Source organism: Vibrio sp. 10N.247.311.47, assembly GCF_041467535.1.
Classification (GTDB): Bacteria; Pseudomonadota; Gammaproteobacteria; order Enterobacterales; family Vibrionaceae; genus Vibrio; species Vibrio crassostreae_C.
Genome location: NZ_JBFSUR010000006.1, coordinates 68,530 through 94,717, shown reverse-complemented (window position 1 = coordinate 94,717; position 26,188 = coordinate 68,530). Strand labels below are relative to the sequence as shown.

18 protein-coding genes and 1 pseudogene are annotated in these 26,188 nt (G+C 44.8%); 13 read left to right on the top strand and 6 right to left on the bottom strand.

What is annotated here, in order from left to right:
* Window positions 1-9: 9 nt before the first annotated feature.
* The 3 genes from AB6E51_RS06230 (at window position 10) to AB6E51_RS06220 (ending at window position 5,341) form a co-directional block, all read left to right on the top strand.
* Window positions 10-3,102 (top strand): tetrathionate reductase subunit A, encoded by a 3,093-nt coding sequence (locus AB6E51_RS06230; RefSeq protein WP_372057826.1) that lies wholly within the window; start codon window positions 10-12, stop codon window positions 3,100-3,102.
* A gap of 526 nt (window positions 3,103-3,628) precedes the next feature.
* Entirely contained in the window at window positions 3,629-4,270 is a 642-nt protein-coding gene (locus AB6E51_RS06225; RefSeq protein WP_017064226.1) for a c-type cytochrome, read from the top strand.
* Between the two features lie 9 nt (window positions 4,271-4,279).
* Complete coding sequence (locus AB6E51_RS06220; RefSeq protein ID WP_372057827.1) at window positions 4,280-5,341, top strand: c-type cytochrome; 1,062 nt, start codon at window positions 4,280-4,282, stop codon at window positions 5,339-5,341.
* A 143-nt stretch (window positions 5,342-5,484) separates the two neighbouring features.
* Here AB6E51_RS06220 and AB6E51_RS06215 read toward each other — a convergent pair whose 3' ends face one another.
* Both AB6E51_RS06215 and AB6E51_RS06210 read right to left on the bottom strand, forming a co-directional pair.
* Window positions 5,485-6,414 (bottom strand): LysR substrate-binding domain-containing protein, encoded by a 930-nt coding sequence (locus AB6E51_RS06215; protein WP_171732933.1) that lies wholly within the window; start codon window positions 6,412-6,414, stop codon window positions 5,485-5,487.
* A 26-nt stretch (window positions 6,415-6,440) separates the two neighbouring features.
* Complete coding sequence (locus tag AB6E51_RS06210) at window positions 6,441-6,881, bottom strand: Lrp/AsnC family transcriptional regulator (RefSeq protein ID WP_009845852.1); 441 nt, start codon at window positions 6,879-6,881, stop codon at window positions 6,441-6,443.
* A 140-nt stretch (window positions 6,882-7,021) separates the two neighbouring features.
* Between AB6E51_RS06210 and AB6E51_RS06205 the strand changes: the two genes are divergently transcribed.
* Window positions 7,022-7,606 carry a LysE family translocator gene (locus tag AB6E51_RS06205; protein WP_004732137.1) on the top strand — a complete coding sequence of 195 codons (585 nt, stop codon included), beginning with the start codon at window positions 7,022-7,024 and terminating at the stop codon, window positions 7,604-7,606.
* A 52-nt stretch (window positions 7,607-7,658) separates the two neighbouring features.
* On the opposite strand, the gene AB6E51_RS06200 is transcribed toward AB6E51_RS06205, so the two are convergent.
* Window positions 7,659-8,048, bottom strand: coding sequence for a DUF1294 domain-containing protein (locus tag AB6E51_RS06200; protein WP_372057829.1), 390 nt, complete (start codon window positions 8,046-8,048; stop codon window positions 7,659-7,661).
* Window positions 8,049-8,204: 156 nt separating this feature from the next.
* Between AB6E51_RS06200 and AB6E51_RS06195 the strand changes: the two genes are divergently transcribed.
* The 3 genes from AB6E51_RS06195 (at window position 8,205) to AB6E51_RS06185 (ending at window position 14,791) form a co-directional block, all read left to right on the top strand.
* Window positions 8,205-9,977 (top strand): alpha-amylase family glycosyl hydrolase, encoded by a 1,773-nt coding sequence (locus AB6E51_RS06195; protein ID WP_372057830.1) that lies wholly within the window; start codon window positions 8,205-8,207, stop codon window positions 9,975-9,977.
* 353 nt (window positions 9,978-10,330) lie between these two features.
* A complete protein-coding gene (gene pulA / locus AB6E51_RS06190; RefSeq protein ID WP_372057832.1) occupies window positions 10,331-14,029 on the top strand; it encodes a pullulanase-type alpha-1,6-glucosidase in 3,699 nt (1,232 codons plus the stop codon).
* A gap of 432 nt (window positions 14,030-14,461) precedes the next feature.
* Window positions 14,462-14,791, top strand: coding sequence for a hypothetical protein (locus AB6E51_RS06185; RefSeq protein ID WP_017058851.1), 330 nt, complete (start codon window positions 14,462-14,464; stop codon window positions 14,789-14,791).
* A gap of 102 nt (window positions 14,792-14,893) precedes the next feature.
* On the opposite strand, the gene AB6E51_RS06180 is transcribed toward AB6E51_RS06185, so the two are convergent.
* The gene (locus AB6E51_RS06180; protein WP_372057833.1) at window positions 14,894-15,721 is read right to left on the bottom strand and encodes a MalM family protein; all 828 of its coding nucleotides are present in this window, start codon (window positions 15,719-15,721) and stop codon (window positions 14,894-14,896) included.
* Between the two features lie 163 nt (window positions 15,722-15,884).
* Window positions 15,885-17,093: a maltoporin LamB gene (gene lamB / locus AB6E51_RS06175; RefSeq protein WP_102478861.1), complete on the bottom strand. Its 1,209-nt coding sequence runs from the start codon at window positions 17,091-17,093 to the stop codon at window positions 15,885-15,887.
* A 434-nt stretch (window positions 17,094-17,527) separates the two neighbouring features.
* Here lamB and glgX point away from each other — a divergent pair, with 434 nt between their 5' ends.
* The 3 genes from glgX to AB6E51_RS06160 all read left to right on the top strand — a co-directional run bounded on the left by glgX (window position 17,528) and on the right by AB6E51_RS06160 (window position 22,348).
* Window positions 17,528-19,501, top strand: a complete 1,974-nt coding sequence (gene glgX, locus AB6E51_RS06170; RefSeq protein WP_372057835.1) for a glycogen debranching protein GlgX — start codon at window positions 17,528-17,530, stop codon at window positions 19,499-19,501.
* A gap of 253 nt (window positions 19,502-19,754) precedes the next feature.
* Window positions 19,755-21,497: a diguanylate cyclase domain-containing protein gene (locus AB6E51_RS06165; RefSeq protein ID WP_372057836.1), complete on the top strand. Its 1,743-nt coding sequence runs from the start codon at window positions 19,755-19,757 to the stop codon at window positions 21,495-21,497.
* 128 nt (window positions 21,498-21,625) lie between these two features.
* Window positions 21,626-22,348 (top strand): tRNA (adenine(22)-N(1))-methyltransferase TrmK, encoded by a 723-nt coding sequence (locus tag AB6E51_RS06160; RefSeq protein WP_372057886.1) that lies wholly within the window; start codon window positions 21,626-21,628, stop codon window positions 22,346-22,348.
* Window positions 22,349-22,502: 154 nt separating this feature from the next.
* Here the strand turns inward: AB6E51_RS06160 and AB6E51_RS06155 are convergent, their stop codons facing one another.
* Window positions 22,503-23,447 carry an acyltransferase gene (locus AB6E51_RS06155; protein WP_229648081.1) on the bottom strand — a complete coding sequence of 315 codons (945 nt, stop codon included), beginning with the start codon at window positions 23,445-23,447 and terminating at the stop codon, window positions 22,503-22,505.
* Window positions 23,448-23,778: 331 nt separating this feature from the next.
* Here AB6E51_RS06155 and AB6E51_RS06150 point away from each other — a divergent pair, with 331 nt between their 5' ends.
* From AB6E51_RS06150 to AB6E51_RS06140, 3 genes and pseudogenes are all read left to right on the top strand, one after another.
* Window positions 23,779-24,579 (top strand): ferredoxin--NADP reductase, encoded by an 801-nt coding sequence (locus AB6E51_RS06150; protein ID WP_372057838.1) that lies wholly within the window; start codon window positions 23,779-23,781, stop codon window positions 24,577-24,579.
* A gap of 65 nt (window positions 24,580-24,644) precedes the next feature.
* A pseudogene (locus AB6E51_RS06145) lies at window positions 24,645-24,725 on the top strand (cytoplasmic protein); the annotation flags it as partial.
* 466 nt (window positions 24,726-25,191) lie between these two features.
* Complete coding sequence (locus AB6E51_RS06140; RefSeq protein WP_372057839.1) at window positions 25,192-26,184, top strand: 2-hydroxyacid dehydrogenase; 993 nt, start codon at window positions 25,192-25,194, stop codon at window positions 26,182-26,184.
* Window positions 26,185-26,188 lie beyond the last annotated feature (4 nt).

Genomic DNA, 26,188 nt, shown 5'->3' with positions numbered 1-26,188 from the left:
GGAATCATCATGGATAACAAACGTCGTCAATTTTTGAAAACAGGCCTTGCTGCCGGTGGTGCTGGAGCTTTTGCTGCAGGTTATGCGACAACCACAAAACACATGGTTCACGGTGCTATCGATGGCACCGCGGGTAAGAAAACCAACCACATCCATCACGGTAATTCGCTAGAGACGGAATACAGTGTCGATGAGCAAGGTAAGATCTCGCCGAATCCAAACCAACGCGTTGCACCATCAATGTGTTTCGGTTGTTGGACACTGTGTGGCTTGCGTGTACGTGTCGATAATCGCAATGACGAAATTTTGCGTATCTCGGGCAATCCCTACCATCCGCTATCAAGTGATCAGCAAATCCCGTTCAAAACACCGGTAAAAGACGCCTACATTGGCTTGTCTGGAGAATCCGGTATCAATAATCGTTCGACAGCCTGCGCCCGTGGTAATGGCATGTTAGAGATTCAAAACAGCCCATACCGAATCACTCAACCGCTCAAACGTGTCGGTAAACGTGGTGAAGGCAAGTGGGAACCGATCAGCTACGAGCAACTAATCACTGAGATCACCGAAGGTGGTGACTTGTTCGGTGAAGGCGAAGTGGAAGGCTTACGATCGATTCGCGATATCGAAACACCACTTGATCCAAACAACCCTGAATACGGTCCCAAAGCCAACCAATTGTTGGTGACGAATGCTGGTAATGAAGGCCGTGATGACATCTTGAAGCGCTTTGCATTTAACAGCTACGGCACACGCAACTTTGGTCACCACGGCTCTTACTGTGGTTACGCGTTCCGTGCGGGTTCAGGTGCGATCATGAACGATCTAGACAAGTTCTCGCACTTAAAACCAGATTTCAACAACGCAGAGTTCATTCTTTTCATCGGTATGTCTCCGGCTCAAGCGGGTAACCCGTTCAAGCGTCAAGCAAGACAATTGGCTGAGGCTCGTACCAACGGAAAACTCAGCTACACCATAGTGACACCAAGCCTTCCGGCAGGATCGTCAAGCCTTGCGGCGGGCGATCGCAACAACTGGCTACCGATCAAACCGGGCACCGATTCAGCATTAGTTCTGGGCATGATCCAATGGATCATCGACAACCAGCGCTACAATCACGACTTCTTGTCTCGCCCAAGTGCGCAAGCGATGAAGCAAGCAGGCACCACACACTGGTGTAATGCATCTCACCTTGTGATCAGTGACGAGTCGCACCCACAAAATGGGCGTATGCTTCGTGCATCGGATATAGGGTTGCTAGAAACAGGCGAACCGATGTCTGACGATGACGGATTTATTGCACTTGATGTGACAACGTCACTATTAGCATCACATCTTCAGGTGAATGAAGCGGCTCTGTTCGTCGATCAAGACGTAGAAGTTGATGGTCAGACTGTTCGTGTTAAGTCTTCTCTACAAAGATTGAAGGAAGAAGCCTTCAAATATGACCTTGCATACTACAGTGAGCAGTGTGAGATCCCGCAGGACCAAATTATTGCGCTAGCGAAACGCTTTACCAGTTACGGGACGAAAGCAGTCGTGGATACTCACGGTGGCAACATGCACACCAACGGCTTCTACAACTCGTTCTCTATTCTGATGCTGAACGCGCTGATCGGTAACATCAACGCGAAAGGCGGTGCGATGGCGAAAGCGGGTGGCTACCCGACTTCGGTTGCAGGTCCTCGTTACGACTTTACAAAGTTTAAAGGCAAGACCAAGCCACAGGGCGTGTTCTTATCCCGCAGCAAGTTCCCGTATCAAAACACCAGCGAATACAAACGTCGCGTTGCCGCAGGTGAGTCACCTTACCCGACACGCGCTCCGTGGTACCCAATCTCTGCGCCGCTGTTAACCGAGCACTTATCAGCTGCGATTGATGGCTATCCTTACCGCGCAAAGGCATGGATCAACCACATGGCGAACCCACTTTATGGTGTTCCGGGTTTAGACAACTTGCTGGGTGAAAAGCTTAAAGATCCAAAACAGCTTGGCTTGATCGTGTCTATCGATGCCTTCATCAATGAGACCACCGCGTTATCGGATTACCTCGTGCCAGACACAGTGACCTACGAAAGCTGGGGCATGGCAACACCTTGGCATGGTGTCGCGACCAAAGCGATCACTGCTCGCTGGCCGATTGTTGAGCCTAAAACCTCACGCACTCAAGACGGACGTGCCATCAACCTAGAAAACTTCTTTATTGATCTGGCGAAAACACTGGGCTTAGGTGGCTTCGGAGACAACGTAATCAAAGACAATCAAGGCAACTGGCACGGTATTCATAGCGCTGAAGACTTCTACCTGCGCTCGGCTGCTAACTTAGCGTTCGTAAAAGGTGGCGTGCCGAATGTCGATGCGGAAGATATTGTTTGGTCTGGTCTAGAACGTCTAGTGCCTGTGATGAACAAAACACTCAAGCCTGAAGAGATGCTCAAGGTAGCGTATATCTTTGCGCGTGGCGGTCGTTTCGAAGACGCCACCAATGCCTACACCAATGAAACCATGAAGTACAAATGGACCAAACCACTGGCAATCTGGAATGAAAAGCTCGGTACTTCTCGCAACACCATCAGTGGCGAACAGTACATGGGTTGCCCGACATGGTATCCACAGAAGCTGGCAGACGGCACACCTTTAGCAGAGCAGTTCCCGACCAAAGATTGGCCATTTACTCTGACCAACTTTAAATCCAACATTCACAGTGCGGTGTCTAACTTATCACCACGCTTAGAGTCGATCAAAGGAGTGAACCCAGTTTACATTCACCCGCAAGACGCCTCTTCTGCTGGCATCAAAACTGGTGACGTATTTGCCATTGAAACACCGAGTTCAACCACACACGCGTTGGCGATGGTGATTGATGGCATCAAACAAGGCACATTAGGCTTTGAACACGGCTTTGGACACAAAGAGCTCGGTGAACGCGCACACTGGATTGGTGACGCACAACAACCAGTGAAGATGAAGTCGAACGATGGCGTTAACATCAATGATATAGGCTTGATTGACCCGACGAGAGAAGGCAAAGGCGTCATGTTAGATTGGGTTGTAGGAGCAGCAGCCAGGCAAGCGCTTCCGGCTAAGATCTACAAGGTCTAGCTTAAACTCAGCAAGCTATAACTTAATCACTCATTCAAAACACTTCCTTATCTGATTTGCAGATGAGAACACAACAGGGCAACTTCGTCATTCGAGGTTGCTCTGCTTTTTCGTCCCCTTGTTCTAGAAAAGCAGGCTATTTGGATAAACGTCCAATCTACATAAAGTACCCAATCTAGATAAAGCATCCGCTCTAGATAGAGTAATCAACCCAAAGCCATTAGGAAATCTTCATTTCACCACAACTTTTTTAGCACGCATCCATAAAGCAGCTATGCTTATACAATAGGTGCCATAAAAGAGCCTTAACAAGCAGTTATACCGAGGCGAACATGGCAGTTCCCTTGCATTTCATAAACGGCAGTTGGATCAACCTACAGAAGTTCACATCAATACCATTATGGTGATTGAGGTTATTAATGTGAGACTAACCTCAAGTTCCAAGTGAATTAATGTGGAAATCCACAATAGCGCGAACAACCAATTATGTCGAAAATGCGTGCATTACAACCAATAGCGACGCCTCATGACTAAGCTGACAATTAAAACTCAAACTCTAACGCTTTGCATCGCTGCTCTAGGAAGCCTTTCTTTATCCGCTTTTGCACAAGCAGCACCCAATCCAATGCCAGAAGCCGCAGAAACTTGTAGCGGCTGCCATCAAGCCGACGGTAAAGGCATGCCCAACATTGCCCCTATGCTTGCAGGGCTCAATGCTGACTATCTAGAACATCAACTGGTTCTGTTCTCAAGTGGTGAGCGTCAAAGCGCGATCATGAAGGGAATGGCTGACGGTGTATCTGATCCCGCTGTTCGTCGTGAGGTCGCAGAATACTTTGCATCACTACCTTCATACGAATTTACCGATTTAGAGCAGCGCGGCTCACAGGCTGATATCGATAACCCCTATCGTAAACTTGTATTCCAAGGCGATTGGGATAGAAACATTCCAGCCTGTGCAACCTGTCATGGGCCAAGCGGTATGGGCGTGGACAAATTCCCGCGCCTAGCAAGCCAGCATGCTGACTACATTCAAACTCAGCTCAACGCTTGGAAAAATGGCACTCGTAAGGGTGATGATTTGAACATGATGGGTAATATCGCCGGCAAGTTAACCGACGATGAGATCAAAAACCTGTCTTACTACTTCGCCTCTTTCCGATACTAAAGGGCTCGCATGAAAACATTACTTCTAATTACCGCAACCCTTGCCTCTGGAATCGCTTATGCCGAAGGTGAGTTGCCCGATCGCCAAACCGAACTGCCCGCCGTTGAAAAACCACAAGATAATAAATATCTGGTGCCACGCGACTTGGTAGATATTCCTGATGGGGAATTTGGTGACAAAGTAAAACTGGGCTATTCCCTGTTTGTCGATTCACAACAGATGCGTGGTACGTTCGTCGGCAATGAACAAAACTGTGTCAACTGCCACATGCAAGCGGGCATGAAGCCTAACGCTGCCCCTCTTTGGGGTGCGTACATGGCCTACCCTGCGTATCGTTCTAAGAATGACAAGGTAAACAGCTACGCAGAACGTATCCAAGGTTGCTTCACCTACTCAATGAATGGTCTGCCACCGGCTGAGGGTTCAAAAGAGATGGTCGCACTGACGGCGTATTCATACTGGCTGGCGATGGGCGGCATCTTAGACAAGAACGGCATGCAAGATACACCCGTTCCTGAGATTAGCGATGCCGACTTACAAGTCGGTGGTAAAGCGGAAAGCTTCCCTCTCCCTGAAGAGCTGTTAAGCAAATACCCAATCGATGGCCGCAGTAAGTTGGCAGGGCGTGGCTATCCTAAGATTGATAATCCTGAACAAGAGCCATCGATAGCGCGTGGTGAAAAGGTTTACCAAACCAACTGCCAAACCTGTCATGGTCAAAATGGTGAAGGCATTAAAGGATCAGACGGCCGTTCATACTTCCCACCACTGTGGGGGGAAAATGCGTATAACTGGGGCGCAGGTATGCACCGTGTAAATACAGCAGCTTACTTCATCTACGAAAATATGCCGCTTGGAAAGAGCCAACAGCTTTCAATTCAGGATGCATGGGATGTAGCCGCATTTGTGAACAGTCATGAACGCCCACAAGACCCACGATACAAGGGTGATGTTGCAGGTAATGCTAAGCGTTACCACAACCACCAAGGTTATTATGGCAAAGAAGTCGACGGTAATGTACTGGGTTCAAAAGCCTACCCAAGTGGTAAAGAAGTGATTCATGAGCATTGATAGACATTAGTGCACAAGAGCCTTTCACGTCAGCTATAGCTAAGCTTTACATTGTAAATCAGCTATAGCCAGAGGAATAAAAAGGAGCTAGATCGTTCGACGTTCTGGCTCCTTTTTTTATGTTTGAACGATTAGAAAAACAACTAACCTTGCTGCATCTTCTCCCAAATCGTCGGAGAGCCGATATAGTCTTGAACCGTCGTAATAAACTCTTTGACCAGTTTGGTCTGCTTACGGTGCGGATAGACAGCGTAGATTGCAGTATCGATTGTAGAAATCGGGTAATCTGGAAGCAACGTAACCAAGCCCAGATCTTTCATTGAGGCATACAGGTTTGATTGGTCAAGGAAGCCATAGCCTAAGCCATCTTTTACGCAAGAGACCATGGTGCGAACATCACTCACCTTATAGTTGCCACGAATCGTCAGGCTCTGGAAAGTATTTCCTCCCGGCTCTTCACTGATTCTCAGATGATCGACCGTCATATCACCATTGGTATAAATCACAGCGGGTAACACGAGCAAATCTTGTGGCGTTTTAGGTTCACCATGCTGCTTCACAAAGTCGTTCGAGGCGACCAACATAAAGTTACTGTCGGCAATCTTCTTGGCAATCAAATTCGATTCAACAAGCTTGCTGAAGCGAAACGCGATATCAAACTGCCCTGCAATGATGTTGGCGATCTTATCGTCTAGTGAAAGTACGATCTGAACATCTGGGTACTTTCTCATGAACTGAGTGATGATAGGTTGCAGATATTGCTGCCCAAAATAGATCGGTGAAGTAATTCGTAGCACGCCTTTTGGCTCTGACTGGTATGAATCTGCAATTCCTTGGATCTGATTGATAGTGTCTTTCAGCACATAGGTTTGTGCGAGAATATCTTCCCCGGCCGACGTCAACGAAAACGAGCGTGTAGAGCGGTTAAGCAGCTGAACACCTAAATCTTGCTCGAGCTTTTTGATCTGTTTAGAGAGTGATGAGTTGTCCATATCGTGCAAGGTTGCCGCTTTGGTAAACGACCCTTGTTGAACCACATCTAAGAACAATAACAACTGATTGGTATTTGGCACTGCGCCTCTCCTGAAATAAAACTCGACTAGCGTTCGTCTTTAGGGGTATCCATCACAACCATAGTCGTAATAGATTGCACCTGAGCACATTCCCCAAGCACATCGGCATGAAACTTCTTATAGCCCGGTAGATCTTTGGTTTCTACCCTTAGCAAGTACTCGTTGGCACCGGTAATGTTGTGGCACTCCACCACCTCTTTTTCCATACTGACATGCTGTTCAAACTCTAGTTGAGCCGCTTTGCTGTGGCTCGATAAACCAATCGAAACGTAAGCAATAAAGCCAACGCCCATCAGGCCATTATCCAGAACTGCACGGTAACCTTGAATGATACCTTTACGCTCGAGATCTTGTACGCGCCTTAAGGTCGCAGAAGCCGACAAGCCAATCCGTTCTGAAAGCTCAATGTTGGAGATTCTGCCGTCCAATTTAAGCTCTTGCAATATCCTTTCGTCAAATCTATCCATAAGTACTTATTATTGTGCATTAAGTGATAATTGAGGAAATAAAAGCACATAATTGCCTCACTTTCCACCTACTATGTTTCTCAACACGTGAAAGTCATGACCGGTCAGTCACTTCGTTCATTTTTTGCTGGAGAACCATAATGCCTTTAGAACAACTTAGCGCACTTGCCTTGTTTGCGTTTGTCTCGACCTTCACGCCGGGTCCAAATAACATCATGCTCATGACATCAGGAGCAAATGTTGGCTTCGCCCGCACTATTCCGCACATGCTTGGTATTGCTCTGGGGTTTGCAGCCATGTTACTGCTGGTTGGTTTCGGCTTGATGGGCGTTTTCAACGCATACCCTGTGACGCACCAAATCTTGAAATACCTAAGCCTTGCTTACCTCGTGTACCTTGCGATTAAGATAGCATTGAGCGGCAAAGCCAAAAGCAGCGAGGCTTATAAGCCAATGACCTTCATCGGCGCAGCAAGTTTTCAATGGGTAAACCCTAAAGGTTGGTCAATGGCGCTGACTGCATTCTCAGTGTATAGCAGCGGCAGTTCATGGTGGGAGCTTGCGATCATCGCAGGTATCTTCACGCTAGCGAACTTACCGTCAGTCACATTCTGGACGGCAGCAGGCAAACAACTGCAACACTGGTTAACAACACCAGTACGCATCAAGAGCTTCAACTACGGTATGGCAGGCTTACTTCTAGCCTCAACGATTCCGATGTTGTAACCAGATAGCTTCTCTATGATGGTTAGTAAGTGATTACTAGCCATCAATATCATTACAAGTATCCAATAACCTCGCTAAGCCAACGCCCAAATGTTGCCTGCCCGCTTGGGGTTAACGTCCACGCAAACGCCGCTACATTAATTACCACTGTCAGCCAATAGATAGATCTGAACGGCTGCTTCTGCGTTTTATGACGCAACTTCTCTTGAGCTATCAACGCCCCTAACCAGCCACCAGCAATAGAAAAAGTATGCAGGGTTTTCTCTGGCACACGCCAATTGCCATTGATCGCTGCTCGCTTGTCCTTCGCGTACACAAAAAACGTCACGAAACCGATAACCAAATACCACACCAACAGCGCTTTAGAACTTTCCGCAAACAACACAGACACCGCCACCAGAACCAAATAAGTGATAACGATTTGAATAGATGAAGACAACATGACTCCTTTTGAGCAACAGCTCACATACTGTAGCAATTACGCCCTGTAGATTTTGATAAGGATGAGTAAGGCATATTGTAATTCGGTTAGCCTGCAAAGAATAAACAAGCCCTTTCATCCCTACATAACATGATGGAAGTTAAAGGAATTATAAATATGTACAACCAAAAGTACGCCATCTACCAAGTTTTTACGCGTTTATTTGGCAATAAAAACACCCAACATGTTCCATGGGGCACAATCGAGCAAAATGGCGTCGGTAAGTTCAGTGATTTTACCGACAAAGCGCTGTCTGAAATCCGCAAACTCGGTATGACTCATATTTGGTATACCGGAGTGCCACATCATGCGCTCATCAATGACTACAAGCACCTTGGTATTTCAGACGATCACCCTAGCGTGGTAAAAGGCCGTGCGGGATCACCATATGCCGTCAAAGACTACTATTCCGTAAACCCAGATCTCGCAGACAACCCTGAATGCCGACTAGAGGAGTTCGAGGCACTAATCAAAAGAAGTCACGACAATGGTTTAAAAGTGATTATCGATATCGTACCGAATCACGTTGCGCGTCATTATAAAGGCTTAAACAACCCAGAAGGTGTCAGTGACTTCGGCGCTCAAGATGACACAACGCTGGAATACCACAAAGACAATAACTTCTACTACATTCCCAACAGCACCTTTGAATTGCCAGACATAGAGCCCGCCTTTACGCCGCTAGGTGGTGAACAGCATCCCAACCTAAACTCCCCGTTTATAGAGACGCCCGCCAAATGGACAGGTAACGGCTCACGTTTAGCCAAGCCTAGTTTCGATGATTGGTATGAAACGGTGAAAATCAATTATGGCATGCGACCAGACGGTTCAAAAGATTTCCCTAAGCTACCCAAAGGCTATGTACAGCGTGACCACCTAGACCATTACCACTTCTGGGAAGGCGTGGATGTGCCAGACTCTTGGATTAAATTCCGAGACATCGCCTTGTTCTGGTTAGACAAAGGCATTGATGGATTCCGTTACGACATGGCTGAAATGGTGCCAGTTGAGTTTTGGAGCTACCTCAACTCATCAATAAAGATGAAAAACCACGATGCCTTTCTGATGGCAGAGGTGTATCAGCCGGACTTGTACCGTGAATACATTCACTTAGGCAAGATGGACTACCTCTATGACAAGGTAGATCTGTACGACGGCCTCAAAGCCATCATGCAAGGCAAGGCTTCAACGGCAATCATCCCTGAAATCCAACATCAAATGCACGACATTGAACATCATATGCTGCATTTTTTGGATAACCATGACGAGCAACGAATCGCCTCACCAGAGTTTGTAGGCAATCCACATATCGCAAAGCCTGCGATGCTAGTTAGCGCTCTATTGAGCAGCTCTCCAACCATGATCTACTTTGGGCAAGAAGTCGGCGAACCCGGTGCGGAGAACGCTGGCTTTGGACAACCCTCACGAACTTCCATATTTGACTACATCGGAGTCCCACAACACCAAAAGTGGATGAACCACGGCGCATTCGATGGCGGGCTATTAGACGAAAACGAAAAGCAGCTGCGTCACTTCTATCAAAAGGTAATGAACTTTTCGCTAGAGCACTCATCGATAACAGGTGATTACCAAGACTTACACCAGTGCTGTAACTTAAGTGATTCAGTCTACGCATTTCTGCGCTCTGACCACCAAGAGCTAACCATTGTTGCAGCTAATTTCAGCCAACATACCACTGAAAATATTCACTTAAAGATTCCAAGTGATGTAATCCAAAAACTCAAATTAGTTGATGGTCGTTACATACTCAATGAATATATTGAAGGCATAGCGCAACAAGTGCTCGACATTGAGAACAGTGTTGGCAGTTTTAATATTGAATTGAAACCGCTGGCGTCTTTGGCTTGGGTGTTATCCTTAAATGGATGATATACCTATCAATATAAATTACCGAACAGCTCGCTTTTAGCTAATTGATAAATAACTTAATTTCCAAATTAAATTAACACTCTCTCAATTCGATATATTACTCACAATAATAAGGATGAGCTCTCATCCTTATTAACTACGCCTAGCCTCTACGCCTTACATTATTGATATTATGCAAATGAGTCATTGATCCAATTAATTTAACAATAACCAAATACAAAGCGTGATATTGACACTAGGTTTCCTATATTTACGAATTTAAAATAACTTTATACATTGCCATCACAAATAGTTGACCTTGGTTAAAGCTAGGATATTCATCTTCATAAAAAGTGAAATATGGATATCAAAACGTGAACAACATAAATATTAATAAAATTATCTCTCTACGAAATACCTTCAACAATACCAAAAAGAAGAGCTTCAAACGCTCTACATTGGCCAAAGCAATGTTACCGCTCTTCACCGCTACTTTGATCGCGGGTTGTGGTAGTGATAATGATAGCGACAACGGTACAGCCCCTGGCAACAGTGGTTTATACCCTGCAGCTGAAAACGAAGTCGTTATTTACTACAAACGCGATGTTGCCGCTGCCAGCTCATCTGGCTCAACTTACGACGGTTGGGGGCTGCACCTTTGGAATGGTGAAGGCTGTACCAGCACAGATTTAGTCGGCATGGGATTAAGTGAAACCGGAACCGACTGGAACAGCCCTTACGAATATGATGGTATCAGCGATACTTACGGTGCTTACTATGTGTTGAAAGTCGATCCTGATGCTTCTGACCCACATAAATGCATGAACTTCATCTTACATAATGGCGACGAAAAAGCGTTTGGCAGTGCCAATTCTAAAATCGATCTAACTAAGCTTGGCGATTCACAAGGTGTATTCGGGTTCCATGGCAGCAGCGAGTTGTACTACGACCCTATTTCAGAGCGACCAGTCAATATTGATGGTCAAAAAGCACACTGGCTAGATGCAACCACAATTGGTTGGGAAGCGGCTAGCAATGCAGACTCTGTGAAGCTTTTCTATGCACTAGACAACAGCATCACAATGAACGATGACAAAGAGATTGTCGGTGGAACTGCAATTGAACTAAGCAAAGACGGAGAGCTGTCTTCTGAATTGAAAGAGCGTTTCCGCCACCTTGCAAGCTTACCTGCCATGGCTATCGACGTTGACGACAGCACACTTCGCACTATTTTAAAATCTCAGATAATTCTTGTTGCTTACAATGCCAATGGCGATGTTACCTCTTCAACTGAGGTTCAAAAACCTGGAGTGCTTGATGCAGTATTTGCTAGCGAAGATGCTGGTAATGCAATGAGAGAAGAATTAGGTGCGATTGTTGAAGGCAGTGCCGCTACCTTCAAGCTTTGGGCACCAACAGCTCAAGATGTAGAACTCGTCCTGTACAGCGAAGATCTCCAGACCTCACAAGTCATCCCGATGACGGAAAACACTGAGACAGGTATTTGGGCGACTGATGCCGTGTCTAATGCAGTCAACAGTTACTATCGCTACCAAGTGAAGGTTTACCATCCAACCACTGGCAATATAGAAACTCGCCTAGTGACAGACCCATACTCTCTCAGCTTATCGAAGAATTCGGCATACTCTCAAGTCATCGACCTGAATGATTCAACGTTGAAACCAACGAACTGGGACGACTACGTACGACCAACCGTTAAAAAAGACGAAGATCATGTACTTTACGAATCACACCTTCGTGACTTTAGCTTCAGCGATAAGCTCGGCACAGCAAGTCTGAACGGCAAGTACCTCGCTCTCACAGAAGCCGATCGTGAGTCGGTCAAGCACCTACAAGCTCTGCAAGAAGCAGGTTTAACCACGCTGCATATCTTACCGGCATTTGATATCGCTACCGTTGATGAAGATACCGCCAGCCGTGTTGATATCACCGACACCGTTGGCAAACTGTGTGATGTAAAACCGACTGCTACCTTATGTGGAAACGAAGACGAAAATAAAGTCATCGAAGATGTACTCGATGGTTATGACCCTTCAACAGGCGATGCGCAAGCGCTAATGAACGACCTGCGTATGCTCGACAGTTTCAACTGGGGCTACGACCCATTCCATTACACGGTTCCTGAAGGAAGTTACGCGACCGATCCTAATGGTTCTCAGCGTATTCTCGAATTCCGTCAGATGGTCAAAGCCACGCACGACATGGATCTTAAGCTGATCATGGACGTGGTATACAACCACACCAACGCGTCTGGTGTGAACGATAAGTCGGTACTGGATAAGATTGTCCCTGGGTACTATCACCGTCTTAACGTCAACACTGGTGGCGTAGAAAACTCGACTTGTTGTGACAACACTGCGACCGAAAACCTGATGATGGGTAAATTGATGGTCGACTCACTTAAGGTGTGGGCTGACGACTACAAAGTGGATGGTTTCCGTTTTGACTTGATGGGCCACCAGCCAAAAGATGTAATGGTCGAAGCATTGGAAGAAGTGCGCAAAATCGACCCGAATACTCTGTTCTACGGGGAAGGCTGGGACTTTGGTGAAGTCGCCAACAACGCCCGCTTCGATCAAGCAAACCAAATCAATATGGCAGGTACTGAGATCGGTACATTCTCAGACCGTTTGCGTGACGCCGTTCGTGGTGGTAGTCCGTTCGACGGTGGCGTCGATTCAGCAGGCAACCACCCACTTCGCTTTAACCAAGGCTTTGGTAACGCAGCGATTGCCAATGAAGAAACCAAAGTTGATCAAGATTCGATCAATGGTCGTTTACATAACCAAGACCTTGTTCGTTTGGGGATGGCAGGTAACCTCGCAGAATACGTACTGATTGATTACAAAGGCGATACCAAATTGGGTAAAAACGTTGATTACAACGGCGCGCCAGCTGGTTACACCAAGATGCCTTCAGAGAACATTTCTTACGTATCGAAGCATGATAACCAAACGCTTTGGGATAACAACGCTTACAAAATCGCCACTGGTACTAGCTCTGCAGAGCGTGCTCGCATGCAGTCTGTATCACTCTCTACCGTGATGTTAGGCCAAGGCATACCATTCATCCATATGGGTTCTGAACTGCTACGATCTAAGTCTATGCAGCGCGATTCTTACGATTCTGGTGACTGGTACAACCGCGTCATGTTTGATGGGACGGACAACAACTGGAATGTTGGCTTACCTCGTGAAGATAAAGATGGTGCCAACTGGGATCTGATCAAAACAATCATTGCTGACAGCGCGGCTAAACCAGACTCAGACGACATTGAGCTGACTAAGCAGCAATTCCTAGAGCTATTAAAGATCCGTAGCTCAAGCGAACTGTTCCGCTTAGATACAGCTGACGAAGTTATGAAGCGTGTCGACTTCCGTAACGTTGGCGAAGATCAAGTCGAAGGCCTGATTGTCATGTCGATCGATGATGGCGTGTCTGCGGGCGACGATCTTGACCCTGCAAATGATGCGATTGTGGCAGTTGTAAACTCAACTAATAAATCTCAATCATTCAAAATCACAGGAGCAACCGGCTTTACACTTCATGACGTTCAACAAAACTCGGCTGACGACACAGTGAAAGGTGCAAGCTTCGCCGCTGAAACCTTCACAGTCCCTGCACTAACGACAGCTGTGTTTGTACAAGCACAAAACGGTGCTCAAGGCGCTGGTTTGCCGGTTGATAACTCAGACAAGGATGTATCTAGCATTCCTCCGTACGGTCAAACAACCGTCTACGTTAAAGGTGACATGAATGGATGGGGCGCAACGGATGATTGGGCAATGAGCTTTGTCGCTAATGGTGTTTATTCTGTGACAGGCAACTTGGAAGCGGGTAACTATGGCTTCAAGTTTGCTGATGCTGATTGGGTATCACCTAACTTTGGTTGCGATTCTGTAGAGCTTGCAAGCGGGTCAATCGATATTGGCACAGGTGGCAATTGCCAATTGAGCGTAACGGAAGCGGGCAGCTACACCTTCACCTTGAATGCCATTCACGAGCTTGACGACAATGTAGACAAAGCTGTGGTATCTGTCACTAAGAATTAAGCTCCAAGCTTAGGTTCAAGTAACAGATAATAAAACAAGCGAAAGCTAGCCTTTGGGAGACGTCAGTCTCCCTTTTTTACAACTATTGAACCCAGCAGATTTAAGCAAATAATAAACAACTGCATCGCCCATTAAAATTCGGGGCATTTCCAACCATACTTTATAGCCCCTACATTCGATTACATGGCTGAAAACTTAGAACTAAAGGGAAAGGATATTCCTTAGAACCGTTAAAACCAAATCTTAACGATATATCATAGTAGGAATGCCGCTCTCCCTTAAGTGAACAGAATTAATCCTGGCAGCCTTTTTTGAAGGGTTACGCCCTACAATTACGATTAAAATACATTCAATTCTCGATGTAATATTCTATCAACAGCAAAACACCGCAGTTGTTTGCGGTGTCGTTAAATTTTGATTAGGAAAACTTCCATGAACCGTAAACATATCATCAAAACCATCCAAATGGGCATCGTGACTACAGCATTGATGGGCGGGATGGCTTTGGCTAATACCACTGATCTTGTAGAATCTACCGACGCTGCTCGCGCCCTGGCACATACTCCTAGCACTGCAACAACGCAACAAATACAAGCTGAAAATGCCGCGCACAAACAGGCACTGCAAACACTTGAAAGCAACGGTAATGTTGATCAATATATGGAAACGGATAAAGCAGGGGAAACGACTACTGGTCACGTATCAAAATGCGAAAATACAGAAGTCCCTTTAGGCGAGAAAGTTGCTGAACATTGCAAATAAAAAGCATATACATTAAAGCGGTATTCGATAGGGTTCCTTAGAAGATGCTAACCGATGCTTAACTTACAAGCATTGCACTTTTAAAGGAACCCTTTATCTATATTACTTGGCGTTGACGGCTCGCACAAAGGCTTCTTGTGCACCTTCAATACCAAGTGCTTTTGCTTCATCTAATAAGCTCAGAGCTTTCGGAATATTATCTTCACTTACTGCCGTTTGAATTGCATTGTGATAGTAAGTTTGTGTTTCTGGTTGAATGATATCTATCTTAGCAGCCGCTGGTTTGGCATTAGATTCACTGTTCGATGAACCAATTGAGAAGAAGCTCGCTTTATCGATTGTAACTTCTATTTTACCAACGTTAGCATTTGGAATCGGGATATCTTTCACTTCAGGTAAATAATTACCGCGGCCTTCCGCATCTAAACGTGCAGGGTGAATGACATCAGTAAAACCACCAAGATCTTCTTGCTCTGTATAGATAACTAAATAAACTGATTTTGCTGTTGTCGGTGGGTAAAAATCGTTATCAGCAACGAGGCGGTTCCCCAAGTGTAGTCTTGGTTTTGCGTATTCGAAGCTCTCTTTACCATAACGCTCTAGCTCTCGACCGTTTTCGTCATAGATGACCGCATTTGGCACAAACGCTGTGTCACCGATAATGCTCGTGATATTAATCGAATACTCACCGCGGTCTGCAGGTAGTTCAATCGCCACTACAGGACTGTTTATTCCTTGGTAATTTAATACTTGGCTATTTGGTGTCACATCAAAAATTGCCGAGCTTGGTAGCTTCATAGGAGCAAATTGAAGACCAGCAATCGAGTTAACTTGTTCAGCTTGTGCAACTTGCACTTGCTCTACTACTTGCGCAGATTGGCAACCAGCCAATGCAACACAACCACTCAACATCAGAGCGCGAAAATACATAGTTCTTCCTTATTTTTATTTTTTTAAGAAATTTACTTAGTTAATTACCATAACGAAAATAATTAACCTAGGAAACCTTTTTACTAATCGTACATTCCTTAAAAAAATAGCCGACGTAAGCCGGCTATGAATTAGGACAGTTTAGGATTTTAAGCTAAGTGGCTTACCACCAAGCTTCAACTTGGATACCAACAACGAAGTCGTTGTCAGCACCTTTAGCTGTTACATCTCCGCTCGCATCTTTCACTTCGCCGAATGAATCACCTTCTAGATCCATTAGGTAGCTACCGTATACGCGGATTTCAGGACGAGCCCAGAAGCTGTCACCCATTGCCCATGCTTGAGCAACAGTAAATTTAGCACCACCAAAGTCAACGTTGTCTACTTCACCAGCGTTATAGCCAGCTTCGAAGATAGTACGCATTGTGTCGTTCCACTTATACATTGGACGAGCCACGATAGAGTATTGGCTTGAATCATGCTTATCAACACCTAGGTCTGAACCTGCTAGGTATGCAAGTTGGTGACCCATTTCCCAAGATTCGCCTAGGTTCATTACACCCCAGTTAAGAATACGGTAACCAAAACCATCATCTTGAGCACCAGAGCGATCATAGTAAGCACCAGAGCCCCAGAAGTTAGCCATTTGAACGCCGTAACCAGCAGTACCTAGCTGAACAACTGTTTGGTTAAAACCGTTGCTCATGTTTTGGTGGATAATACCTGTAGCAAGTAGACCATCATCACCATCGTATTTGCCATTCTTGTTTTCAGTACCGAAGTTGTAAACAACACCAAGCTCTAAACTAGCATCTTCCCATAAACCGATATTCGCTAGGCGAGCATCAGCCATGTAACCAGCACCGTTCTCATCTTCGCCATCTTGAATAATTGCTAAAGAAAGTTTTTGGTTACCAACTGAAATGTTTTCGATACCGCCACCAGTACCAGATGTATTTAGGAAGTAGAAGTCAGTAATGTGGATGTCTTTACGTTGGTAGTATGTTTTACCAGCCCAAAGTGTCGCTTCCTCATCAAAAGAAAGGACGCCAGTTGCTTTAACAGCAAACTGAGCAACGTTAAAGTCACCGTCTTCCCAACCATTTGCGCCATCAGCACCAGAAGCAATCATTGACTCTAAACGCCAAGTTTGCTCGCCAGTTTTTAATTCTTCAGCCAGGCCAAACTCAGAATAGTTGTCGTTTTCATTACCTAGACGGCCAATACCATTCTTCATGAATGAAACGTCACCACCATCATTTCCGCTAATACCAGTACCAGCACGCATGTAGCCATTAAAATCTACAGCGAACGCAGAGCCAGCAGCTAATGTAGTTGCCACTGCAGCAGCAATCAAACTTACTTTTTTCATTCTTAACTCCATTAAGGACGATTTATTTTAGGTTTTTATATTTTTGCTCTCTTGCGGCAACCAAAGGCAGTTATGGCGGACGTAAGATAGAGAGGTTTAGGGTTTCCCCTGATTCGTTTCAACGGGGTCAATATTAAGAGGGGATGACAAGTTTGACTTCCTCCACCCCTAAGTTAATTAAGGGGGACTAGAGGGGAGTAGAAAATATACAGAACGGTATTTTAAAGAGGTAGATCACTTAATCTAGGAGGAGTAGACAGCACACAGATCTAATTATTCGATATAAGTGCGATCTAGTTCAAATATATAATTTGAACTTCATCGATGAATTATTTTTTTAACCGTAATTAATCTGTGAAGTTGCTTGACCTTATTGTGACAAAGCTTTTTACTTATAGTTCACTGATGTCGATAAACGAACAAGAAATCAAGCAATGACTAGAACGCTCGCTCGCCCTTATCCACTAGGCGCAACGCTAGGTAACACTGGCTGCAACTTCTCAATTTATTCTCCTGACTGTAAATCACTTTCCCTCGCACTCTTTGACGAGAACGATGAGTTCACCACTTATAAATTGGAAAATGAATACGCTGATATTCGATATGTGTTCATCGACGGAATAAAAGCAGGACAAAAATACGGTTTCCTTGCTGAAACTGATGAAGGCCCGATCCTGCTGTCCGACCCCTATGCGAAAGCAATCAGCGAACCACTCAACTACGTCACGCCATATAGCCATGAAAAGAGCTTTTCGATGGCAAAATGTCTTGTTGTTGATGACACCTTCGATTGGCAAGACGTAGAAAAGCCACGTATCAGCCGAGAAGATACCGTTCTTTTTGAAACCCATGTAAAAGGCCTCTCTCAGCTTCATCCAGAGATGGCGACCAACACCAAAGGTCGTTACATGGGCTTGGTTAGCCCTGAAATGCTAGCGTTCTACAAACAGCAAAATATCAACTCTTTACAACTTTTACCGATTGCTGCATGTATGCATGAACCTCATCTGCTAGATATGGGGAAAGTGAACTATTGGGGTTACAACCCATACCTGTTCATGGTGCCAGACCCTCGCTATGCAGAGAAAGATGCCGTGACCGAGCTAAAGACAGCAGTTCGCGAGCTACACCGTAATGGTATTGAAGTCATTCTTGACGTGGTTTACAACCACACGGCAGAAGGCGGTGAAGGTGGTACAACCTTCAACCTAAAAGCACTGGATAGTCGCTACTACATTAAACATGGTTGTCATTACGCGAACTTTACTGGTTGCGGTAATACGGTCGACCTAACCCACCAGCCAGCACTCAACTTAGTGATGGATACGCTTCGCTATTGGGTTAATGAGTTTAAAGTTGATGGCTTCCGCTTTGATTTAGCAGCAACGCTAGGCCGTGAAGGCGATAATTACAATCCTGAGGCCGCTTTTTTCAAAGCCGTTGCTCAAGATCCTGTACTTAAAGAAACTAAGTTAATTGCAGAACCTTGGGACATCGGCCCGAATGGCTACCAAGTCGGTAATTTTCCTTTAGGTTGGAATGAGTGTAACGACAAGCTCAGAGACATTACACGCAGCTTCTGGCGCGGTGATCAAGGCTATCTGAAAGAGTTTGCAACTCGCTTGATGGGATCGCGTGATATCTACAGTGCTGCTCATTGGCCGTACAAATTAACCGTCAACTACATCACTTATCACGATGGCTTCACCATGCAGGATCTTGTTTCTTACAAGCATAAGCACAACGAAGAGAATGGTGAGAACAACCGTGATGGACACGGCGACAATCGCTCTGAAAACTATGGCGTTGAAGGCGAAACCGAGAACCTCTTGGTCGTCGCAACACGTGAAAAACAGAAGCGTAACTTCATGGCAAGCCTGCTGTTCGCCTTTGGTATTCCGCATATTTTGACGGCTGATGTGCTATCTCATACTCAAAAGGGTAACAACAACGCTTACTGCCAAGACGGCGTAACCAGCTGGCTGAACTGGGAAGATTCAGAGCGTAAGACTTACTTCAAGACTTGGCTGTCTGAGATGATCTCCGCACGTCAGCAATACATGGTGCCTTTTATTAAGGCATTCAGTGGCGAGAAGCGTAACTCTAACCGCATCTTCTGGAGCCGTGTCGATGGCACTCTCATGGAACATGATGATTGGAACCGTTTAAGCTCGGTTGCGTTGCATTTAGGTATTGGTAAAGATGGTGACGAGTTGATTTATCTAATCAACCAAACCAACGCACCGGCGCGTTTTTCTTTACCTAGTGACCGTGATCAAAACTGGGTGACTATTTGCGATACGAACCTACGAAATGTAAAACCAGGTCATGCTGAAGGTGAAATGCTGTTATCTCCAGCTTCAATGGCGATTCTGCACTATTCGCCAGACAAGACTGATTTAAGTTAAGTTAAAAGCTAAGTTAGCTTAATAAATCACCAAAAACCATAAGAGCCAGTTATGTTTATAACTGGCTTTTTTGTTAGCCAAATATCACAGAAATCATTCATTTATATGGAATCATTTGCATTGATGTGGTTAATGAAACTGTTTAGTATGGCCGTACTATAAAAATGAATCTATAACGTCTTTGGATATCATGGCTTTACCTAAAACATTAATTCGGCTTTTTAAACCATACATTATTTTATTAACTGGAGGGATGCTCTATCTTGCTGTCGCTCAGCTTGAAAAAGTAGAAACAGCAGCAACCGAACAATCATCATCAAATATTCGAATCGCAAGCTCCACGATTCGTTCCAACATCGAAGCCACATTTGGCAAGCTCTATTTTTTAGAAACCAGTCTAGGCTTACCTCAAACGGCTCCAATCGGTGACCGAAAATTCAGAGAACTGAGTGATAACATTCTAAAAAGAACACCTAACTTCTCTGATATCGTTCGATACCAACCTCAAACCCAACAATATATATCAAGTCGTGGCTTACCTCTTTCCAACGAACAAGTTGGCTCCATCAAATGGAACCCAATAGACAGTGTTGTGGAGGATTTTTATATCTCTTCTATTTATCAAAAGCCCGATGGTCGTTGGGTGTTCGCGGTGAAACATACAGCAGAAAGATTGAACGAAGAGATATGGATTGAGTTTGATCTATTGCACACAACCCAAGGGTTAAGAGACTTAAAAACGCTTAATCACGGCTATGTGTTTGTGGTTGATCGAGCAACAGAACGACTTGTCTTTCACCCTAATCCGAAACGTATCGGCTCTAAATCTATCAGCTACCACGCTGGAATAAGCCACCAACTCTCGCAAGGCGAAACCGTCGGTAAACACGAATACTACTATCAAGATAACTTCAAAATATCGGTATTTGACGCTGACAATAGCTTGAACTGGGTGTTCATCGCAGGTACCGATCGTCATGATATCCTAACCAGCTCATATCAATTCACATTAACTGGTGTCGTACTTGGTTCTCTGATTCTGTTGTGGGTTGGGGCAAACTATTTGTCTTATCGCTTGAACGTATCTTTGTCTCAACTGAATAAGGTCGATGATCTCGTAAGCTTTAAACGAGAGTTGAAATCCATACTGGCTAGCTTTACTTACCAAAAAGGCATTCAATTCTGTCTCTATCAGCCTGAAAACCACGCATTCAGTACCATCGACTATCACGGAAACAAATCAACGGTACATTGTGACAAGGCCCTTGCAGAACGATTTACACCAGACACCATGGCTTACCGAAGCGGAAAGTACGCAGACCCATTAGCGTGTAAACTCAAAATACACCAACGCCATTACTGTATTCCTTTGCACTCTCGTAAGCAGTTGATCGCAGTGTTGTACGTAAACGCAAACTTACCGATCAGCCAGAGTATTCTGCGTATGATCAGAGATTACACGGAAGTCTCACTGTCCAACTTACTGCTTCAGCACCAGTTGAGTAGCAAGGACTTGATGACGCAATTAGACAACAAAAGTAGCTTTAATATTGCACTGGAAAACTACGCCAACCAGCCTGAAACCTATATAGCTCTACTCGATATCGATAATTTTGACCACGTGAACCGTGCTTATGGTGAAGCTGTGGGTGACAAGATGATCAAGCTGACAGCAGAAGCGATACGCTCATACTTCCCTAAACCTAAAGGGCTTTGTCTAGCACGTATTGGAGGCAAGGAGTTCGCTGTATTGTTCAAAGCAAATGATGTGAAGGATGCAAAATTCCAGCTGGACCAATGTCGAATTGGAGTTAGTGAGCAAGCCGTTGCCACGCCAGATATCACGTTATCATTAGGTGTCAGCGTCGGATTCTCGCAAATAGAAGGTGAAACAGATTCGGCTTTAGCGCTTGCAGAACAGGCGAAACTCATCGCTCAACAGCTCGGAAAGAACCGAGTGGAAGGACATATAAGGGCTGTCGCGCAAGCTTCATAACACGCCGCAGATTCGTATGTGCACACAAAGCACCTAGGATTCACACCCTAGGTGCTTTTGTTTTTATGGAAAGTCATTACAATGCGCCTTCGATACGACAATATTCCCTTTCTAACGACACGAACCTTATGAAGCTAAGTAACCGACTGCAAACTCTCCACTCCCTTGTCAGCAATGACTACCAACACATTTGGGATTGTTGCTGTGATCACGGCTTCTTGGGCGTTCAACTGTTGTCAGACAACAAAGCGCCTCTGATTAACTTTGTCGATATTGTTCCGTCTCTGATGAATGAACTGGAAGACAAGCTAACTCGTTACTTTCCCCAAGATAATTCAGACCAACAAACGGTTACCAGCCAATGGCAAGTTTACTGCATGGATGTCGCCGCTATTCCGCTCCAGAAACATACTGGTAAACACCTGGTTATTATTGCGGGCGTCGGTGGCGCTCTCACTCAGAAGCTCGTCGATGATATTCATCATCAACACCCAAACACAGCGATCGATTTCTTACTTTGCCCTGTGCATCAACAATTCGAGCTAAGAAGCCATTTAAAAGCGCTCAAGTTCGGTCTTATTGATGAAGTGTTAATTGAAGAAAACCGTCGTTATTACGAAATTTTATTGGTCAGCAATACCCAAGGTGATGCTGAAAAGAGCCAAAACGTTAACAAGATATCAAGCGTCGGCGACAAGATCTGGACACCAAGTTGTGATGAGCAAATGAAGGTATCACAGCAATACAAAGCCAAAACATTGCAGCACTACTTACGTATCCATCAAGGACAAGAGAAGCAAGGTAAGCCTAGCGAAGTGAAGCACATCATTGATGCTTACCAAGCGATTTAGCCCTCACATGTTCTGCATGTAGCATTGATTCTAATGCCACTAGATTATAGTAAGTACTAACTCTATCGTTTACCTCTGATACAGCCAATTCAATAAAAAAGCCGATAGTTCAATGAGCTATCGGCTTTATTAATGCTATCGATTCGGTTTTAGCTTACTGTTCTTGTTTCTTATAAGCCACATCAGGCTCGTCAACTGTCTCTACCTCAGAAGGCTTATCAACCCCATAAACCGTATCAAGGTAGACGTCTTTCTCTTTCCACGTGCTGTTCAACCAATTGTGGAAGCGACGTTTAAAAGCCTTATCTTCAAAGTAATTACCGTTCACGTTCTCATCCATTGGATGCAATTTAATACGCACAACGACCTTAGTCATTTTGCCCTTCAGCATATCTTCAAACGGAGAGGTTTGGTTTTCAGGGTAAGCTAAGGTCACATCCACGATGCCATCCAAAATTGGGCCCATTGCAGATAAAGCAAATGCCACGCCCCCAGTTTTCGGCTTCAATAAGTGGCGATAAGGGGTCTTTGCTGACGCCAGTTTCTCGTGGTTTGCACGAGTCCCTTCAACAAAATTAACCAATGTTGTCGGTGCTAATTTGAACTTAGTACACGCTTTATTGATTGCATTAAAATCATCATTACGGCGTTCTGGGTTGCGTAATAGGAACTCACGAGAGTGGCGTCTCATGAATGGCATATCTAAGCCCCAGCAGGCCAAGCCAACAAATGGTACGTACAACAATTCATGTTTCAAGAAGTACTTCGTCATCGGCATTTTGTCTTTTAGGATTGAAGACAAAATCACAATATCTGCCCAGCTTAGGTGGTTAGACATCATCAAATACCACTGCTTGGTCGAAATATCTTCCCCCCCTTCCACTTGCCATTCGATATCGTTATTGGCGTTCAACATCCATAAATTAAGAGAAGCCCAACACCAGAATGTGAAGTTAGCGAGACGAGTACATGACTTCTGCACAACAGGGATTGGAAGAATTAGTTTAATGAGGCCAAAGAAGCTTACGGTAAACGCAGTCATTGCAGTATTGATGGTCACGAACAACACGTTCAAGGCCATACGAAGATTATCAAGCATAAAACACGGCTATATTGAGATCGAAAGCCGCCATTATACGCATCTATAAATTATTCTCTTCAGTAATTGATTGAATATCCAAGGGGTCAAACCACTCAACCTATGTTAACGATGTTCAACCAGCTAAAGTCTATTAAAACGAAACCAAAACACATGCACGAGTCATTTGGAATCAAATAGTATATTGTCTTTTTGACAACATTCGACCCAATAATTAACCTCCAATCAGTATTGATAAGCATTCTCATTATTGGCGTGGTACATGCAACTCTAAAGTGTAAATAGTTGAGTATCCTTAATGAGATAACTTCTCTTCTTAAAGGTGGATGATATGACAGATATTCCTCATGGTTTAGTTACAGGCAAAGTCCTAAACAAAACAGAATGGACAGATCAATTGTTCTCACTCCAGGTTAGTGCACCTGTCTCTTCTTATCAGGCAGGTCAGTTTACTAAGCTTGGCTTGCTCAATAACGAAGGTGAGTTTGTGAGACGCGCTTATTCTATGGTGAATGCACCAGAGCATGAGCAAGGACATCAGCATCTAGAGTTTTTGATTATTAAGGATCAGAACGGTCAGCTCTCGCCTCAACTTCACGAATTGCAAGCTGGTGATGACATCTTTGTCGGGAAAGACCCAAGTGGCTTTATGACATTAGATGAGATCCCAGAGATCGCCGACGATCTATGGATGCTTTCAACCGGAACCGCGGTAGGCCCATTTATCTCAATACTTGAGAGCATGCAGATACAGCAAAATGAGTTGGCTTCAGACAAAGCCTCTTCATTCAAGAATCTGGTTCTAGTGCATGCTGTAAGAACAGAGCAAGACCTGACTTATCGAGATCGTATCACTCAACTCGTTAATCACTTTCAAGGGAGACTTAAATATGTGCCAATTATTTCTAGAGAATCAGTTACCGGAACTTTGCGCGGACGAATCCCAAATTTGTTACTTGGAGGCGACCTCGAGCAAGCCGCGTCTGTCGCTTTCAATCAAGCCCGCAGTTTTTTCTACCTTTGCGGCAATCCGCAAATGGTTCGTGACACAAGCGAAGCGCTAACTAGCTTAGGTTTCGAAAAGCACTTACGCAGAAAACCCGGTCAATTCAGCAGTGAGAACTACTGGTAAATAACAACCGCCACTCGTTAGACAGAAGCACAACTTTCAAAGAACAGTTAGAGAAGAGGTTTTATATGAGTCATTTACGTATTCCGTCACACTGGAAAATTCAACGTTCCACACCCAAAAGTAAGATTCATTCAGTATTGATGAACTTATAAGCAAGCAACCTCGTAATGTGATTTTTAATGTTCAATAAGTGAAGACAAAAGATCAAATAACCATAGCAATTACAAAGACTAATGGCGATAGACAAGAGAAAAAAACTCTAGCACACTGAACAGAGTTGTAGGGCATGTTGACCTATCGAGCTGATTTTTGCAGCCGTTTGTGGGTTATTTATACAAGGCAGAGAATTCGACGTGTAGCTCGCCTACATGAGAATTCGATAACGCTGTAGAAAGGAACCACAAACACTGCCCGAAGGGTTCGGCTAAAATCGTTTTACTCTTTGTTGAGAGGGTTTTGCTTAGAATGACTAGGCGGCAAACCTCTCGTCGCGATTAAAACGATTTTATCTCGAACAAAACTTAACCGCGAAAGGTCAACATGCCCTTGTTTTAATCCCGTTTCAGAGAATGAATCAGTGGGTTATTTATATTTTAGGTAAGAGAGGAAGCCATGCTCAACATTGCTTTTTTTAGCTCAAAATCATACGACGAAAAATCATTCGAACTGGCAAAAGGCGAACTCAACGCTGAGTTTCATTTTCACGATTTTCGACTCACCACAACAACAGCAAAAATGGCGTACGACAACGAAGTGGTTTGTGCGTTTGTAAACGACGACCTATCGCGAGACGTGTTAGAGATTCTTGCTCAAGGCGGCACCAAGCTGATCGCGATGCGCTGTGCGGGCTTTGATAAAGTAGACCTAGACGCAGCCAAAGAGTTTGGGCTGCAAGTGGTTCGCGTTCCGGCTTACTCACCAGAATCAGTAGCAGAACACACAGTCGGCATGATGATGTGTTTGAACCGTAAACTACACAAGGCATACCAACGTACTCGTGATGCGAACTTCTCTCTTGAAGGCTTGGTAGGCTTTAACTTCCACGGTAAAACGGTCGGTGTGATTGGCTCGGGTAAGATTGGCCTGGCGACGATGCGAATTCTGAAAGGTTTAGGCATGAATATCCTATGCTACGACCCATATCCAAACCCGTTAGCTGTTGAGTTAGGCGCTAAATACGTTAAACTCGACGAACTTTACCAAGAGTCTGATGTGATTTCTCTACACTGCCCAATGAGTAAAGAGAACTACCACCTATTAGATGCGACTGCGTTTGAGAAGATGAAAGACGGCGTGATGATTGTCAACACCAGCCGTGGTGAACTACTGGATTCCACAGCTGCTATCGAAGCGCTTAAACAGAGTAAGATTGGCGCACTTGGTCTTGATGTGTATGACAACGAGAAAGAGCTGTTCTTCCAAGACAAATCAAATGACGTGATTGTCGATGATGTGTTCCGCCGTCTATCTGCTTGTCACAACGTGCTGTTCACAGGTCACCAAGCTTTTTTAACCAAAGATGCTCTGTTCAATATCGCGAACACAACACTCACCAGTGTTGATGCTTTCTTTGCTGGCAACACCAGCGGCAACGAACTCGTTTAATAAC

What these genes read in the sequence shown, in the direction of transcription:
- AB6E51_RS06230 (WP_372057826.1), top strand. Translation starts at nt 10, where the DNA reads ATGGATAACAAACGTCGTCAATTTTTGAAAACAGGCCTTGCTGCCGGT.
- AB6E51_RS06225 (WP_017064226.1), top strand. Translation starts at nt 3,629, where the DNA reads ATGACTAAGCTGACAATTAAAACTCAAACTCTAACGCTTTGCATCGCT.
- AB6E51_RS06220 (WP_372057827.1), top strand. Translation starts at nt 4,280, where the DNA reads ATGAAAACATTACTTCTAATTACCGCAACCCTTGCCTCTGGAATCGCT.
- AB6E51_RS06210 (WP_009845852.1), bottom strand. Translation starts at nt 6,881, where the DNA reads ATGGATAGATTTGACGAAAGGATATTGCAAGAGCTTAAATTGGACGGC.
- AB6E51_RS06205 (WP_004732137.1), top strand. Translation starts at nt 7,022, where the DNA reads ATGCCTTTAGAACAACTTAGCGCACTTGCCTTGTTTGCGTTTGTCTCG.
- AB6E51_RS06200 (WP_372057829.1), bottom strand. Translation starts at nt 8,048, where the DNA reads ATGTTGTCTTCATCTATTCAAATCGTTATCACTTATTTGGTTCTGGTG.
- AB6E51_RS06195 (WP_372057830.1), top strand. Translation starts at nt 8,205, where the DNA reads ATGTACAACCAAAAGTACGCCATCTACCAAGTTTTTACGCGTTTATTT.
- AB6E51_RS06185 (WP_017058851.1), top strand. Translation starts at nt 14,462, where the DNA reads ATGAACCGTAAACATATCATCAAAACCATCCAAATGGGCATCGTGACT.
- AB6E51_RS06180 (WP_372057833.1), bottom strand. Translation starts at nt 15,721, where the DNA reads ATGTATTTTCGCGCTCTGATGTTGAGTGGTTGTGTTGCATTGGCTGGT.
- lamB (WP_102478861.1), bottom strand. Translation starts at nt 17,093, where the DNA reads ATGAAAAAAGTAAGTTTGATTGCTGCTGCAGTGGCAACTACATTAGCT.
- glgX (WP_372057835.1), top strand. Translation starts at nt 17,528, where the DNA reads ATGACTAGAACGCTCGCTCGCCCTTATCCACTAGGCGCAACGCTAGGT.
- AB6E51_RS06165 (WP_372057836.1), top strand. Translation starts at nt 19,755, where the DNA reads ATGCTCTATCTTGCTGTCGCTCAGCTTGAAAAAGTAGAAACAGCAGCA.
- AB6E51_RS06160 (WP_372057886.1), top strand. Translation starts at nt 21,626, where the DNA reads ATGAAGCTAAGTAACCGACTGCAAACTCTCCACTCCCTTGTCAGCAAT.
- AB6E51_RS06155 (WP_229648081.1), bottom strand. Translation starts at nt 23,447, where the DNA reads ATGCTTGATAATCTTCGTATGGCCTTGAACGTGTTGTTCGTGACCATC.
- AB6E51_RS06150 (WP_372057838.1), top strand. Translation starts at nt 23,779, where the DNA reads ATGACAGATATTCCTCATGGTTTAGTTACAGGCAAAGTCCTAAACAAA.
- AB6E51_RS06140 (WP_372057839.1), top strand. Translation starts at nt 25,192, where the DNA reads ATGCTCAACATTGCTTTTTTTAGCTCAAAATCATACGACGAAAAATCA.